A 14,207-nucleotide genomic window follows, 5' to 3' on the forward strand; every position below is an offset into this window, starting at 1 on the left:
TCATCTGCACAACTTTTCAGGAGCTGAATATGTCCACCGAACAACTGTTGAAAACCCCCTTGCACGCCCTGCACATCGAACTCGGCGCGCGCATGGTGCCGTTCGCCGGTTATGACATGCCCGTGCAATACCCGTTGGGCGTGATGAAAGAACACCAGCACACTCGCGATAAGGCCGGGCTGTTCGATGTCTCCCACATGGGCCAGATCCGCCTGACAGGCGCTGACGCCGCCAAGGCCCTGGAAACCCTGGTGCCGGTGGACATCATCGACCTGCCGGTGGGCATGCAGCGCTACGCCATGTTTACCAACGAGACCGGCGGCATCCTCGACGACCTGATGGTTGCCAATCTGGGTAACGACGAACTGTTCCTGGTGGTCAACGCCGCCTGCAAGGATCAGGACCTGGCGCATCTGCGCAAGCACATCGGCGAACAGTGCACGATCGAACCCTTGTTCGAAGAACGAGCCCTGCTGGCCCTTCAAGGTCCTGCTGCCGTAACAGTACTGGCACGTCTGGCACCTACCGTTGCGAAGATGACGTTCATGCAGTTCGCCCGCGTCAACTTGCTGGGCGCGGATTGCTTCATCAGCCGCTCGGGATATACCGGCGAAGACGGTTTCGAAATTTCCGTGCCGGCGGCCAACGCAGAAGCCTTGGCGCGCGCCCTGCTGGCCGAACCGGAAGTGGAGGCCATTGGCCTTGGCGCTCGCGATTCCCTGCGCCTGGAGGCCGGCCTGTGCCTGTATGGCCACGACATGAACACCGACACCACCCCGATCGAAGCGAGCTTGCTGTGGGCGATTTCCAAACCGCGTCGTGCCGATGGCGCACGTGCCGGCGGCTACCCTGGCGCTGAAAACGTATTCGTCCAGCAGCAAGGCGGTGTCAGCCGTAAACGTGTTGGCCTGTTGCCGCAAGAACGCACCCCGGTGCGCGAAGGTGCCGAAATCGTCAACGAGACTGGCGAGATCATTGGCGCCGTCTGCAGCGGTGGTTTCGGGCCGACCCTGGCGGGTCCTTTGGCAATGGGTTACGTCGACAGCGCTTACGTCGCGCTGGACACACCTGTCTGGGCGATTGTTCGTGGGAAAAAGGTGCCTTTGCTGGTAAGCAAAATGCCATTTGTTCCTCAACGCTACTATCGCGGCTGATTAACTGTTCCTATAAGTAACGCGGTTGCGTTAACAGTGCACTAATGTGTAACGCAACCGCCATAAAGCAGTGCACTGTTTTAGCTCTAAGCTTCGATTATGAACTTTGCTTATAACGATCGAACACAATTGAACAAGGCACCTGCATAGAACACCTGCTGAACTGACTAAACGCCATCAACCTGAGCAAATACGGGCCTTCTACGGGGGCTTGTTTTTTCTCCCGTAGTTGGCGTAGAGTTTGTTCACTGTGTTTGCATGGGTCGCTTGGAATCGTGACCTGGGCAGTAGCCTACAAGTTAGCTACATCCCGTTCGACGTCTTCTTACTCTCCTGCAACCAGCCCCAGTACTCTTTCATGTGAAGGAGACTGTCATTAATTTTTGCGTCAAAGGAAATAAGAAATGTCCCAACGTCAGAGCGGTACCGTCAAGTGGTTTAACGACGAGAAAGGTTTTGGTTTTATCACTCCTGAAAGCGGTCCGGATCTGTTCGTGCATTTCCGCGCCATCCAGGGCAACGGCTTCAAGAGCCTGAAAGAAGGCCAGAAAGTGACCTTCATCGCCGTGCAGGGCCAGAAAGGCATGCAGGCTGACGAAGTTCAAGCAGAAGCCTAATCTTCTGTTACGAAAAAGCCTCTGATGCTGACATCAGGGGCTTTTTTGTGCGCGTAAATCCGTAAAATGGCTTTCTTTTTCCACCGAGAGCCTGCCATGTCGAAACACCTGCTTACCCCTCAGGGCGACTTTCCTGTCGCAGGCCTGGGTCGTCGCCTGGCAGCGATGTTCTACGACTTTCTGTTGTGCACTGCCCTGCTGATCGTCACCAGCGGCATCTACAAGATGGTTCAGATGGCGATCATTGGCGAAGAAAAAATGCGCACCCTGACCGAAGCCGGGGCTCTGGATGGTGATCCTTTGCTCTCGACGGTCCTGCTGTTTGTACTGTTTGGGTTCTTCGCCAAGTTCTGGACGTATTCCGGCCAGACGCTTGGCATGCAGGTGTGGTGCATTCGGGTACAGAATACCGATGGTTCGTCCATCAGCCTGTGGCAGGCGCTACTGCGCTTTGTGGTGTCGATCGCCTCACTGCTGTGCGTTGGACTGGGGTTCTTCTGGTCGCTGTTCGACAAGCAGAAACGCAGCTGGCATGACATGTATTCAAATACGCAGCTGGTGCGGATTCCAAAGAAAACCAAGTAACAGCCACAAAAAAGATCGCAGCCTTCGGCAGCTCCTGCAGGTGAAAACAAAACCATCTAGGAGCTGCCGAAGGCTGCGATCTTTTTGATCTTGGCTTTTGACTTTATGCGTTACCGGCCAGCTTCATCCGCGCAGCCTGAGTGAAATCAAGCATCCGCTTCAGCGGGCGAATCGCCTGCGGAATCAGCGCCGGATCCACAAAGATCTCATTCGCGCCTTCCTTCAAGCTCTTCAGCGTGCGCTCAAGCGTGTTCATCGCCATCCACGGGCAATGCGCGCAACTGCGGCATGCGGCGCCGTTACCGGCCGTAGGCGCTTCGATGAAGACTTTGTCCGGGCACAGCTGCTGCATCTTGTAGAAGATGCCGCGGTCGGTTGCGACGATCAGCGTCTTGTTAGGCAGGCTCTGTGCCGCCGCGATCAATTGACTGGTCGAGCCTACGGCATCCGCCAGTTCGATCACCGAGGTCGGCGATTCAGGGTGCACCAGGATCGCCGCATCCGGGTACAGCGCTTTCATGTCTTCGAGCTGCTTGGACTTGAACTCTTCGTGAACGATGCAGGCACCGTCCCACAGCAGCATGTCGGCGCCGGTCTTGCGTTGAATGTAGGTGCCCAGGTGCTTGTCCGGGCCCCAGATGATGGTTTCGCCGTTATCCATCAGGCTTTCAACGATCTCCAGGGCACAGCTTGAAGTCACGACCCAGTCCGCCCGGGCTTTGACCGCCGCGGAGGTGTTGGCATATACCACCACCGTGCGCTCCGGATGCTGATCGCAAAACGCCGAAAACTCATCGACCGGGCAACCCAGGTCCAGCGAACAGGTCGCCTCCAGGGTCGGCATGAGGATGCGTTTTTCAGGGTTGAGGATTTTTGCCGTCTCACCCATGAATTTCACGCCGGCGACAACGACTGTCCTGGCCGGATGAGCGTTGCCGAAACGGGCCATTTCCAGCGAGTCGGAAACGCAGCCTCCGGTTTCTTCGGCCAGGGCCTGAATCACCGGATCGCAATAGAAGTGTGCAACCAGCACCGCGTCCTGAGCCTTGAGCTCGGCAGCGATGGCGGCGCGATAGTAAGCCTCTTCGTCAGCGGTCAGCGGCTTGGGCTGCTTGGCATCGAGGTGGGCTTGAACCAGAAGGCGTTCGGAAATCTGCGTCATGTTCGCAAGACCTGCAGGCGCATTCGCGCGAAAGTCGAGTATACACCCGGCTCCGGACCCTTCAGGGTACCGCCGGGAAAGTGAGTATTGATCAGGCACGGACAGCGTTGGAGCTGCGCAAGGCTACAGAATATCCGACGGATGCAAAAGGTGATTCTGACTTGGTCATGCGGTGCAGCCTGAAGTGGCCGCCCTGAATCGCAGGCAAAAAAAAATCCGGAAATCCTCACTTGCGTGGGCCTTCCAGACTTTTAAAACTGCTTTGAAAATGGTGGGTCGTGTGGGATTCGAACCTACGACCAATTGGTTAAAAGCCAACTGCTCTACCAACTGAGCTAACGACCCGCTGTGTGGTGGCGCGTATAATACTGATTTTTAAGGACTATTCAACACCTATTTTGAAATAAATCAAAAATAAGGGGTTGGATCGCTGATTCCGGCTGCCGCAAAGCCTTCTGCACGCAGTCGGCAGCTGTCGCACTTACCGCATGCACGGCCGTTATCATCGGCCTGATAGCAGGAAACGGTCAGGCCATAATCCACCCCCAGCTTCACACCCGCCTGGACGATCTGCGCCTTGCTGAGGTTTTGCAGCGGTGCCTGGATGCGGAAACCATTGCCCTCGACACCGGCCTTGGTGGCCAGATTGGCCATGCGCTCGAAAGACTCGATGAATTCGGGACGGCAATCCGGGTAACCGGAGTAGTCCACCGCATTCACACCGATGAAGATGTCACGTGCGCCAAGCACTTCAGCCCAGCCCAACGCCAGAGACAGGAACACCGTGTTACGCGCTGGCACGTAAGTCACCGGAATGCCCTCACCCAACTCTTCTGGAATATCGATGCTGCTGTCCGTCAGTGCGGAGCCGCCCATGCCGTTCAGGTTAAGGCCGATCACTTTGTGCTCGACTACACCCAGATCGCGAGCAACACGCGCCGCGGCGTGCAGTTCGGCATGGGAGCGCTGACCATAGTCGAAGCTCATGGTGTAGCAGCTGTAGCCTTCGGCGCGAGCCATGGCCACGACGGTGGCGGAATCCAGACCGCCAGACAGCAAGATGACCGCGCGTTTTTCGGTGGTGTTCAATTGATCAGTCATCTCAGCGCCCCGGCTCGTCATTCCAAAGATATTTATGCAGCTGCAATTGCAAGCGCACTGGCAGATTGTCCGCCACCACCCAATCCGCCAGATCCCGAGCATTGAGATCATGGTGACTTGGCGAAAACAGCACTTCACCGGCACGCCGATCCAGACCGTACTGGATCAGCTTGGACACTGACCAGTCATAGTCTTCCCGCGAACAGATGACAAACTTCACCTGGTCGTTGGGTGTGAGCAGTTCAATGTTTTCGTAGCGGTTGCGGTGTGCTTCCTTCGAACCCGGTGTCTTCAGGTCGACAACGCGACTGACTCGGGAATCCACCGCCGAGATATCAATAGAGCCACTGGTTTCCAGTGACACTTCGTAACCGGCATCGCACAAGCGTTTGAGCAATGGAATGGCGTTGGGTTGGGCCAAAGGCTCGCCGCCCGTGACACAGACATAACGCGGACGGAATCCGGCGACCTGCTCGAGGATGTCATCGAGGGTGCGGATGGTCCCGCCAGTGAAGGCGTAGGCGCTGTCGCAGTACTGGCAACGCAGAGGACAACCGGTCAGGCGCACAAAAACAGTGGGCAGCCCGGCAGTCCGTGTTTCACCCTGCAACGAGTAGAAAACTTCGGTGATTCTCAATGTGTCTTGCATAGTCGCCACGGGCGTAACAGCTAAACAGGCTGTCCGCCTCCGTCAGGCACTTCAAGGAACCCCGGCAATGCGCAGGCACCAAAAAGCGTGTTTCATAAAAAGGGCGTGAATTCTAACGAAAAAACCCGCGACAAGCGCGGGTTTCTTCGAAACAGGTCAGGCAGCCTTACATTTTTTGCAGATCGCGCTGTGCCAACTGAGCGGCCGACGTGCCCGGATACTGGGACACGACCTGCTGCAGAATGCCTTTGACCTTGTCGGTATGACCCAGGCGGCGCTCTACATCAGCAAGCTTGTACAGCGAATCAGGCACTTTGGCGTGCTTGGGATACAGCTGGGAAACCTTGGCAAATGCCTGACCTGCACCTTGCAGATCACCTTTGGCCAGGTTCACTTCGCCCAGCCAGTATTGGGCATTGCCCGCGTACTGACTGTTCGGGTATTTGCGCAGGAAAGCGGCGAAAGCCTGACTGGCCTTGTCGAAATCCTTGGCCTTGATCAGGTCGAAGGCAGCGTCGTAATAGAGCTTTTCCTTCGCCGGATCCGCTGGCTCGCTACCCGCGGCGGGCGCTTGAGCGGCCGCTGCGCCAGCGCCTGCAGCTGCGCCGGGGGCATTCAAATCGCCACCGGTGGAAGAATTATCAGGAGTCGCGGCTGGTGCAACGCCGGTTCCTATGCGCCGATCAAGATCCTGGTATCGCTCCAGGCTTTCCTGCTTCATGCGCGCTACATCATTTTGCAGTTCTTCGATCACACCTTGCTGGCGCGAGATCTGATCCTGCATTTGTTGCAGTTGGTTGAACAGCTGGCCCTGTGCCGAGACAGGGGTCGAAACCCCTCCCCCGGCATAGGCGCCGCTCGTACCGTAACCTGCAGGCGGATAACTGCTCCCGCTATTGTTATAGCCGGAGTTGTCCTCGACCACAGGAACCGCAGCCCACACCGCAAGCGGAGCGAGGCTGAGAGCCAAAACAGTTACAGCACGACGGCACGTTCGCATGACGAATTACTTACGCAGTTCGACGCGACGGTTTTGAGACCAGGACTGCTCGTCGTTACCGGTAGCAACTGGACGCTCTTCGCCGTAGGAAACCAGTTCCAGCTGAGCTGGGGAAACACCTTGCAGTACCAGGTAACGCTGAACGGCTTTCGCACGACGCTCGCCCAGTGCCATGTTGTACTCACGAGTACCACGTTCGTCGGTGTTGCCTTCCAGAACAACGCGAGCGCCGTTTGCTTTCAGGTCTTTGGCGTGAACGTCCAGAGCGCGCATGGCTTCTGGTTTCAGATCCGAACTGTCGTATTCGAAGTAGAAAGTGGTGATAGCGCGCAGTGCAGCTTCTTCGCTCAGGGAGCCGTCAACTGCACCAGTGTTTGCGCCGTAACCAGCGTTTGGATCTACCGCGCCTTCACCGGCATTGTCGCCGCCTTTGGACGAGCAACCTACAGCTACAGCCATGGCCAGTGCCAGCGCAGCAAATTTACCAAACTTCAGCATTTCCATCGTGAAACTCCTAATGAACCCCAGTGTGTTAAGTACAACGTAAAGCGCCGCGTCAGTTCAGGTAAGGGGACCAGGAAGGTTCTCTGACTTCGCCTTGTGCGGTAGGAAGCGGGAGCCTTACGCGTCCATTGATGGACACGAGCATCAAGACTCCCCGGCCCTGCTGGCGGGTGGCGTAGATTACCATGGTGCCGTTGGGCGCGACAGTAGGCGACTCGTCCAGAGTGCTATCAGTGAGGATTTTTACGCTACCGCGCTGCAAATCCTGGGCCGCCACCTTGAAATTGGTGAAACCATCCTGACGATGAATCATGACAAGCGTCTTTTCATCAGCCGACAGTTTAGGGTTGGCGTTGTAGTTACCGACGAAAGTCACACGTTCAGCACCGCCACCACCGACGCTGGTCTTGTAGATCTGTGGTTTGCCGCCACGGTCAGACGTGAAGTAGATGGTCGAACCATCCTTGCCCCAGAACGGTTCGGTGTTGATGCCGGGACCGTTGGTAACGCGAGTGATCTGACGCGAACCGAGGTTCATCACGTAGATGTCCGGGTTGCCGTCTTTCGACAGTACGAACGCCAGGCGATTGCCATCCGGCGACCAGGCTGGCGCGCCGTTCAGACCTTCGAAGTTGGTGATCTGCTCACGGCGACCGGTGTCGATGTTCTGCATGAAGATGCGTGGACGCTTCTGCTCGAAGGAGACATAAGCGATGCGCTTGCCGTCCGGTGCAAAACGCGGCGACAGGATCGGCTCACGCGATTGCAGCAGGGTTACCGCACGGGCACCGTCATAATCCGAACGCTGCAGCGTGTAGCGAGTGTTCTTTTCGGAGAAACGCTCGGCCGTCACGTACAGCAAGCGAGTCGAGAACGCACCTTTGATACCCGTGAGTTTTTCGAACGACTGGTCGGAGATGTAGTGCGCCATGTCGCGCAGTTGATCAACGCCACCCGACACGCTACCGGTCAGCACTTGCTGTTCGGTGGCGACGTTGAACAGTGCGTATTGCACCTGCAGGCGACCGCCGGCCGGAACAATGCTGCCAACCATGACGTACTGCGCACCGAGCGCCTTGAAGTCACGGTAGATGATTTCGCTGGCCTGGCTTGGCTGGCTGATCATGTTCTGCTTTGGAATCGGCGAGTAGTAACCCGAGTTGCGCAGGTCGTTACCGATGATTTCGGCCATATCGTCCGGCAGCACGCTGCCGCCCTGGAAACCGAACGGCACGACTGCAATCGGAGTTGCCCGATCGCTGCCGCTGGTGACCAGAATGTTTTTCTCATCTGCCATCGCTAACCCTGCCATGCAGCAGATAACGACGAGCATTCCTCGAAGAAGGTTTCTCACAAGGCTAGATCCTCAGGTGTGAATGTCATCTTGAATGAACGATACGGAGCGAAATCGCTCGGCTTCATTCCCTGCATTTCTGTCAAACGTCCAATATTCTTCACCGCTGCCACAGCCGATGCGTCAAACGGACCGTCGCCGCTGGACCTGGAAACGCTTACCGAGGTCAGCGTACCGTCCGGCAACATGCCGATTTGCAACACCACTGTCATGCCTTTGCGCGCCGAAGGTGGACGAGCCCAGCCTTCCGCAGCACGTGCACGAATCAGGTCATCGAAACTGCCGGCGACTTCGTCACCCTGCTCATCGGCCAAGGCCTGCTGACGCTGTGGCGTATCGGAAAGCAAATCTGCCAAGGCCTGGGCCTTTTTGTCTTCGGCGGATTTACGTGCCGCATCCTGCGATTTTTTCTTCGCAGCGTCGGCAGCGGCTTTCTTCTTCGCGTCTTCGGCGACTTTCTTCTTCGCCTCTTCAGCTTCAGCTTTCTTCTTGGCGTCTTCCGCGGCTTTCTTCTTTGCGTCTTCGACGATCTTTTTCTTGGCTTCTTCAGCGGCCGCTTTCTTGGCCTCTTCTTCAGCAGCCTTCTTGGCTTCTTCTTCCGCTTTCTTCTTGGCTATATCAGCCAATTGTTTCTCTTCTGCCTTCTTGGCTTCAGCAGTCTTCTTCGCTTCGTCGGCTTTCTTGGCTTCGTCAGCCTTTTTCGCCTCTTCCGCTTTCTTCGACTCGTCGGCCTTCTTGGCTTCCTCGGCCTTTTGAGCCGCTTCTTCTTTCTTTTGTTCCGCAGCCTTCACTGCTTCCTGCTCGACCTTTTTCTGTTCCATCTGCTCGACTTCGGTCTGGCGCGCGGCGGACTTCTTCGCTTCACCCGCAATCTTCTGATTGGTCTGGGTGGTCGCCTGACTTTTCGATTTCAGCTGGTACAAGGTCGCCTGGACAATCGGCTTGGCCGGCGGTAACTCCGGGGTAAAGGCGAAACTGACAAACAGCATGCCGAACACCAGCACGTGCAAGCCAATCGCCCAGACACTGGGCCAGAAGTAACTTTCCGAGGCGGACGGCTCTCGCATTTGTTGCATCAGGGTGCCTCGGTAATCAAGCCAACATTACCGACCCCGGCTTTCTGCAACCCGCCCATTGCACCCATGACGGCGCCGTAGTCGACCGTCTTGTCGCCACGAATGAACACCTGGGTGTGCTTGCCGCCTTCGTTGCCGGCGCGAATGATCTTGGTCACGGCGTCGGTCATCTGCGGCAAGGTCATGGCCTTGTCCTGCTGCTTTTCTGTATCGACTTCGCTGCCAAGGTTCCAGTAATAGGTCTTGTCAGCCTTGATCGAAATGGTCAGGACCTGGGTGTTGTTGTCCTGCGGCAAGGCTTCGCTGGAAACCTTGGGCAGATCAACTTTCACGCCCTGATTGAGCATCGGCGCGGTCACCATGAAAATGACCAGCAGTACCAGCATCACGTCGATGTAAGGCACCACGTTCATCTCGGCAACCGGCTTGCGCTTTTTGCGAGCTCGAGCGATTAAAGCCATTGGAAATTACCTGCTTATTCTTCGCTGGTGTGCACTTTGCGGTGCAGGATCGCCTGGAATTCATCGGCGAAGGTGTAGTAACGGCTGATCAGCGTTTCGCTGCGAGCGGCAAAACGGTTGTAGGCGATTACGGCAGGAATGGCGGCGAACAGACCGATCGCGGTAGCGATCAGTGCTTCGGCGATACCCGGAGCCACAGTGGCCAGGGTCGCTTGCTGCGCGGTCGCCAGACCACGGAAGGAGTTCATGATGCCCCACACCGTACCGAACAGACCGATGTACGGGCTCACGGAACCAACGGTCGCCAAAAACGGAAGGCTCTGCTCAAGCTTTTCTTCTTCACGGGAAATGGCAACGCGCATGGCACGGGCCACGCCTTCCATGACCGCTTCCGGGTCCACGCCTGGCTGCTGGCGCAGACGGGAGAATTCCTTGAAGCCGGCGCGGAAAATTTGCTCGACGCCTGAATCAGGGTCCGGGTTGCTGCCGGCCTGACGGTAGAGTTTGGACAGGTCGATACCCGACCAGAAGCGCTCTTCAAAGCTCTCCAGGGCACGTCGACCGGCGCGCAGCAGGTTGCTGCGCTGAAAGATCATGATCCATGAGGTCACCGATGCGGCTACCAGGGTCAGCATTACCAGTTGCACCACGATACTGGCATTGCTGACCAGGCTCCACATGGAGGAATGGTCGACGACGTTAGCTTCCACGCTTTATCTCCTGCTTTGAGTGTGTACCCGCGCCGCTCACGTCGGCAAAGGCCGCTCGTAGAGCTTCGGGAATGGCCCGGGGTTTTAAACTTTCAGTGCGCACACAGGCCACCAGAAACTGCCCTTCGCAGAGCAGCGCATCATCCGTAGCCCGCCTGACCTGCTGCTTGAAACGCAGGCTGACACGGTTCAATTCGATTACTTCAGCGCTTACCAGCAGTTCGTCGTCCAGTCGCGCCGGCGCGTGGTAACGCGCTTCGCTGGAATGCACGACAAACAACAGGTCCTCACCTGCCAGCTGCGATTGGGCAAAGCCCAGATTTCGTAGCCGCTCGGTTCGAGCCCGTTCCATAAACTTGAGGTAATTAACGTAATACACGATGCCGCCCGCATCGGTGTCCTCGTAATAAACGCGACAACGATGTGCGAAAGGCTCCAGCCCGTTTTGCGCGCGCATACTCTAGTGCTTACTCCTCAGGTTGCCAATCCGGCCAGGCAACTGTTTTTCATTGTTCTGCGGCTTTCGCGCAAAAGTACGGTCGTGGGACCACACATTGCCCGAAAAAATCAGCACGCAAAGGTGATTAATCGTCCACGACATCAAGAAACTCGTCTACCACGGGCATTTCGCCCAATCGTGACGGAATGTTTAAACCGAAATGCAGGTAGGCATGTCGCGTCACCACTCGCCCCCGTGGCGTGCGCATGATGTAGCCCTGCTGGATCAGGTAAGGCTCCAGCACGTCTTCAATGGTGTGGCGCTCCTCGCTGATCGCGGCGGCCAGACTGTCCACACCGACCGGACCGCCATCGAACTTCTCGATCATGGTCAACAACAGACGTCGGTCCTGATGATCGAAGCCACGCTCATCAACGTCCAGCAGGTTCAGCGCCAGGTCGGCAATCGGCTTGGTGATATGCCCCTTGGCACGCACTTCGGCGAAATCGCGCACCCGACGCAGCAAGCGGTTGGCGATCCGCGGGGTGCCGCGAGCACGGCGGGCGATTTCGAACGCACCTTCCGGGTCCAGCGGCAAACCGAGAATGCTCGCCGAACGACTGACAATCGTCGACAGGTCAGCGTTGTTGTAGAACTCAAGACGCTGAACGATGCCGAAACGGTCGCGCAACGGGTTGGTCAGCATCCCTGCCCGCGTGGTCGCGCCGACCAGGGTGAACGGTGGCAGATCCAGTTTGATCGAGCGCGCCGCCGGCCCCTCGCCGATCATGATGTCGAGCTGGAAATCTTCCATGGCCGGGTAAAGCACTTCTTCGACGATCGGTGACAGCCGATGGATTTCGTCGATGAACAACACATCATGTGGTTCAAGGTTGGTCAGCAGCGCCGCCAGATCACCGGGGCGTTCCAGCACCGGGCCGGACGTGCTCTTGATCGACACGCCCATTTCCTGGGCAATGATGTTTGCCAGGGTGGTTTTACCCAAGCCCGGCGGGCCGAAGATAAGGGTGTGATCCAGCGATTCGTTACGCCCGCGCGCCGCCTGGATGAACAACTCCATTTGTTCACGAACGGTCGGCTGGCCGATGTATTCGGCCAGACTGACCGGGCGAATGGCGCGATCCTGGACTTCCTCGCGGTCACGAGGGGCCGTCGTGGCAGCAATCAGACGATCAGCTTCAATCACTTAGATCATCCCCTTCAAGGCACGGCGGATCATGTCTTCGCTGCTCAAACCTTTCTCCTTGATCGCAGACACCGCCTTGCTTGCCTCCTGGGGTTTGTAACCCAGGGAAATCAAGGCGCTGACCGCGTCGTTTTCAGCGGTGTTCACCGGGGCTGGCCCATCCGGCTGGTTCGGTACCAGCGCAAACATGGCCGGTACGGTTTCCCATGCCTTGAAACGATCCTTCAGTTCCACCAGCAAACGCTCGGCGGTCTTCTTGCCCACGCCCGGCACCTTGGTCAGCGCCGAGGTGTCCTGGGACTGCACGCAGCGGACCAACTCGTCGACTTCCAGGCTAGACATCAAGGCCAGGGCCAGCTTTGGCCCGACACCATTGAGGCGGATCAATTCGCGAAAAAAGTCTCGCTCACGCTTGCCGACAAAACCATAGAGTAACTGCGCGTCTTCGCGCACGACCAGATGGGTGTGCAAGGTCAGCGGCTCACCGACCGACGGCAAGCGATACAGAGTCGTCATGGGCACTTCAAGCTCATAACCCAGACCATTTACATCCAGAATCAGATGCGGTGGCTGCTTCTCAGCCAGGGTGCCGCGCAAACGTCCAATCACGTTACAAATCCTTGAGCGTTGGCCAGCTCTGGGCCAGCGACTGACGGAATGAGGAAGTATCGCCGACAACCCAGGCGAAAATTCCACATTCCATGAAAATGACTGCTGATGCTATCAGAGACGCAGGCGCCCGCCACGACTGCGTGCCGCACCCAGACCGTGGGGCAACAGGCTGGACCGGGTATGAGCATGACAAATGGCAATGGCCAGGGCGTCCGAGGCATCGATCTGAGGTTTGCTGGTCAATTTCAGCATATGCATGACCATCATCTGCACTTGTTCTTTATTCGCCGCGCCGGTGCCGACCACGGCTTGTTTGACCTGGGTCGCGGAGTATTCGGCAATTTCCAGGTTTTCTTCCGCGCCCGCCACAATGGCGGCACCGCGGGCCTGGCCCAGTTTCAGGGCAGAGTCGGCGTTGCGCGCCATGAACACCTTTTCGATGCCCATGGTTACCGGATGGTACGTCTGAATGATTTCCCGGACACCGCGATAGACAATCTGCAAGCGCTCATGCAACTCGCCGGCGCCGGTACGGATGCAGCCGGAGGCCACATACTCGCAACCACGGCCGGTATCGCGAACAACACCATAACCGGTGATGCGCGAACCGGGGTCGATACCAAGGATTAAAGTCATAACGCCTGCAGAAAGAGATCGCGGTTAACGGAGGATAACTGTGTAGGAGCTGCCGAAGGCTGCGATCTTTTAAATAAACCACCGAAAATCAAAAGATCGCAGGCTTCGCCAGCTCCTACGGGAACGGGTAAAGGCTGCGATCTTTCAATACCTCAACCGAGCTGTGCGGCCACCGACTCCGGAATCTCCGCGTTGGAGTAGACGTTTTGCACGTCGTCCAGGTCTTCTAGCATATCGATCAGCTTGAGGACCTTCTCGGCACCCTCCAGATCGAGCTCGGCACTGGTGGTCGGCAGCATGACGATTTCTGCATCATCACCCTTGAAACCGGCCGCTTCCAGCGCGTTACGAACGGCATAGAAACCGGCAAACGAAGTGAACACGTCGATAGAACCGTCTTCGTTGGTCACCACGTCGTCAGCGTCGGCTTCCATGGCCGCTTCAATCAGCGCGTCTTCATCCACGCCGGCGGCGAAGGAAATCTGCCCCTTGCGCTCGAACAGGTAAGCCACCGAGCCGTCAGTGCCGAGATTGCCGCCGCATTTGCTGAACGCGTGGCGAACCGCAGCTGCGGTGCGATTACGGTTGTCGGTCATGCACTCGACCATCACCGCGACGCCACCCGGGCCGTAGCCCTCGTAGGTCAGTTCGACCATATCGTCGGTATCGGCGGCGCCGGCACCACGGGCGACTGCGCGGTCAATGATGTCGCGACTCATGTTCGCGCCAAGGGCCTTGTCCAACGCCAGACGCAGACGTGGGTTGGAACCTGGATCACCACCACCCTGACGGGCCGCGACGGTCAGCTCACGAATCCACTTGGTGAAAATCTTGCCTTTTTTGGCATCCTGACGTTCTTTGCGGTGCTTGATGTTCGCCCACTTGGAATGACCTGCCATATCTCGCTCCGAATTCTCTTTGAAACATTGCCCGCCGCGCT

General features: G+C 57.3%; 17 protein-coding genes and 1 tRNA gene. 3 read left to right on the top strand and 15 right to left on the bottom strand.

The genetic code is table 11. From position 1 onward, the window contains the following. The first annotated feature begins 29 nt into the window (after positions 1-29). The 3 genes from gcvT to QMK58_RS23780 all read left to right on the top strand — a co-directional run bounded on the left by gcvT (position 30) and on the right by QMK58_RS23780 (position 2,356). Positions 30-1,154, top strand: a complete 1,125-nt coding sequence (gene gcvT / locus QMK58_RS23770; protein WP_320395525.1) for a glycine cleavage system aminomethyltransferase GcvT — start codon at positions 30-32, stop codon at positions 1,152-1,154. Positions 1,155-1,558: 404 nt separating this feature from the next. Then, positions 1,559-1,771: a cold-shock protein gene (locus QMK58_RS23775; protein ID WP_007977299.1), complete on the top strand. Its 213-nt coding sequence runs from the start codon at positions 1,559-1,561 to the stop codon at positions 1,769-1,771. Positions 1,772-1,867: 96 nt separating this feature from the next. Then, positions 1,868-2,356, top strand: coding sequence for an RDD family protein (locus QMK58_RS23780; RefSeq protein ID WP_053155348.1), 489 nt, complete (start codon positions 1,868-1,870; stop codon positions 2,354-2,356). A gap of 103 nt (positions 2,357-2,459) precedes the next feature. Here the strand turns inward: QMK58_RS23780 and nadA are convergent, their stop codons facing one another. The 15 genes from nadA to QMK58_RS23855 form a co-directional block, all read right to left on the bottom strand. Further along, on the bottom strand, positions 2,460-3,518 hold the full coding sequence (gene nadA, locus QMK58_RS23785; RefSeq protein ID WP_053155346.1) for a quinolinate synthase NadA: 1,059 nt from the start codon (positions 3,516-3,518) through the stop codon (positions 2,460-2,462). Between the two features lie 269 nt (positions 3,519-3,787). Beyond that, positions 3,788-3,863: transfer RNA gene (locus QMK58_RS23790), tRNA-Lys, on the bottom strand. A gap of 63 nt (positions 3,864-3,926) precedes the next feature. Further along, positions 3,927-4,619 carry a 7-cyano-7-deazaguanine synthase QueC gene (queC, locus tag QMK58_RS23795; protein ID WP_053155344.1) on the bottom strand — a complete coding sequence of 231 codons (693 nt, stop codon included), beginning with the start codon at positions 4,617-4,619 and terminating at the stop codon, positions 3,927-3,929. Position 4,620: 1 nt separating this feature from the next. Then, positions 4,621-5,268 carry a 7-carboxy-7-deazaguanine synthase QueE gene (queE, locus tag QMK58_RS23800; protein WP_053155342.1) on the bottom strand — a complete coding sequence of 216 codons (648 nt, stop codon included), beginning with the start codon at positions 5,266-5,268 and terminating at the stop codon, positions 4,621-4,623. 166 nt (positions 5,269-5,434) lie between these two features. After that, positions 5,435-6,268, bottom strand: a complete 834-nt coding sequence (ybgF, locus tag QMK58_RS23805) for a tol-pal system protein YbgF (protein WP_320395526.1) — start codon at positions 6,266-6,268, stop codon at positions 5,435-5,437. A gap of 6 nt (positions 6,269-6,274) precedes the next feature. After that, positions 6,275-6,772, bottom strand: coding sequence for a peptidoglycan-associated lipoprotein Pal (pal, locus tag QMK58_RS23810; protein ID WP_053155337.1), 498 nt, complete (start codon positions 6,770-6,772; stop codon positions 6,275-6,277). A gap of 52 nt (positions 6,773-6,824) precedes the next feature. Next, positions 6,825-8,105, bottom strand: coding sequence for a Tol-Pal system beta propeller repeat protein TolB (gene tolB / locus QMK58_RS23815; protein WP_172681794.1), 1,281 nt, complete (start codon positions 8,103-8,105; stop codon positions 6,825-6,827). A gap of 17 nt (positions 8,106-8,122) precedes the next feature. After that, a complete protein-coding gene (tolA, locus tag QMK58_RS23820) occupies positions 8,123-9,202 on the bottom strand; it encodes a cell envelope integrity protein TolA (protein ID WP_320395527.1) in 1,080 nt (359 codons plus the stop codon). Continuing rightward, positions 9,202-9,654 carry a protein TolR gene (tolR, locus tag QMK58_RS23825; protein WP_172681793.1) on the bottom strand — a complete coding sequence of 151 codons (453 nt, stop codon included), beginning with the start codon at positions 9,652-9,654 and terminating at the stop codon, positions 9,202-9,204. The genes tolA and tolR overlap by 1 nt, the downstream gene beginning before the upstream one ends. 23 nt (positions 9,655-9,677) lie before the next feature. Next, on the bottom strand, positions 9,678-10,373 hold the full coding sequence (tolQ, locus tag QMK58_RS23830) for a protein TolQ (RefSeq protein WP_034149144.1): 696 nt from the start codon (positions 10,371-10,373) through the stop codon (positions 9,678-9,680). Beyond that, complete coding sequence (gene ybgC, locus QMK58_RS23835; RefSeq protein ID WP_053155328.1) at positions 10,363-10,830, bottom strand: tol-pal system-associated acyl-CoA thioesterase; 468 nt, start codon at positions 10,828-10,830, stop codon at positions 10,363-10,365. Before ybgC ends, tolQ begins: the two co-directional genes overlap by 11 nt. A gap of 127 nt (positions 10,831-10,957) precedes the next feature. Further along, the gene (gene ruvB / locus QMK58_RS23840; RefSeq protein WP_053155327.1) at positions 10,958-12,019 is read right to left on the bottom strand and encodes a Holliday junction branch migration DNA helicase RuvB; all 1,062 of its coding nucleotides are present in this window, start codon (positions 12,017-12,019) and stop codon (positions 10,958-10,960) included. Beyond that, positions 12,020-12,628, bottom strand: coding sequence for a Holliday junction branch migration protein RuvA (gene ruvA, locus QMK58_RS23845; RefSeq protein ID WP_007995640.1), 609 nt, complete (start codon positions 12,626-12,628; stop codon positions 12,020-12,022). 114 nt (positions 12,629-12,742) lie between these two features. Continuing rightward, a complete protein-coding gene (gene ruvC / locus QMK58_RS23850) occupies positions 12,743-13,267 on the bottom strand; it encodes a crossover junction endodeoxyribonuclease RuvC (RefSeq protein WP_046042207.1) in 525 nt (174 codons plus the stop codon). A 152-nt stretch (positions 13,268-13,419) separates the two neighbouring features. Continuing rightward, the gene (locus QMK58_RS23855; RefSeq protein ID WP_053155325.1) at positions 13,420-14,166 is read right to left on the bottom strand and encodes a YebC/PmpR family DNA-binding transcriptional regulator; all 747 of its coding nucleotides are present in this window, start codon (positions 14,164-14,166) and stop codon (positions 13,420-13,422) included. Positions 14,167-14,207: the final 41 nt, after the last annotated feature.

The sequence above is a fragment of the Pseudomonas sp. P8_241 genome, assembly GCF_034008315.1.
Taxonomy (GTDB): Bacteria; Pseudomonadota; Gammaproteobacteria; order Pseudomonadales; family Pseudomonadaceae; genus Aquipseudomonas.

Excerpts from the sequence above, each read along its gene's own strand:
- nadA (WP_053155346.1), bottom strand. The coding sequence starts at position 3,518 with ATGACGCAGATTTCCGAACGCCTTCTGGTTCAAGCCCACCTCGATGCC.
- tolB (WP_172681794.1), bottom strand. The coding sequence starts at position 8,105 with ATGCTCGTCGTTATCTGCTGCATGGCAGGGTTAGCGATGGCAGATGAG.
- ruvC (WP_046042207.1), bottom strand. The coding sequence starts at position 13,267 with ATGACTTTAATCCTTGGTATCGACCCCGGTTCGCGCATCACCGGTTAT.
- gcvT (WP_320395525.1), top strand. The coding sequence starts at position 30 with ATGTCCACCGAACAACTGTTGAAAACCCCCTTGCACGCCCTGCACATC.
- queC (WP_053155344.1), bottom strand. The coding sequence starts at position 4,619 with ATGACTGATCAATTGAACACCACCGAAAAACGCGCGGTCATCTTGCTG.
- queE (WP_053155342.1), bottom strand. The coding sequence starts at position 5,268 with ATGCAAGACACATTGAGAATCACCGAAGTTTTCTACTCGTTGCAGGGT.
- QMK58_RS23775 (WP_007977299.1), top strand. The coding sequence starts at position 1,559 with ATGTCCCAACGTCAGAGCGGTACCGTCAAGTGGTTTAACGACGAGAAA.
- QMK58_RS23780 (WP_053155348.1), top strand. The coding sequence starts at position 1,868 with ATGTCGAAACACCTGCTTACCCCTCAGGGCGACTTTCCTGTCGCAGGC.
- tolA (WP_320395527.1), bottom strand. The coding sequence starts at position 9,202 with ATGCAACAAATGCGAGAGCCGTCCGCCTCGGAAAGTTACTTCTGGCCC.
- QMK58_RS23855 (WP_053155325.1), bottom strand. The coding sequence starts at position 14,166 with ATGGCAGGTCATTCCAAGTGGGCGAACATCAAGCACCGCAAAGAACGT.
- ybgF (WP_320395526.1), bottom strand. The coding sequence starts at position 6,268 with ATGCGAACGTGCCGTCGTGCTGTAACTGTTTTGGCTCTCAGCCTCGCT.
- pal (WP_053155337.1), bottom strand. The coding sequence starts at position 6,772 with ATGGAAATGCTGAAGTTTGGTAAATTTGCTGCGCTGGCACTGGCCATG.
- ybgC (WP_053155328.1), bottom strand. The coding sequence starts at position 10,830 with ATGCGCGCGCAAAACGGGCTGGAGCCTTTCGCACATCGTTGTCGCGTT.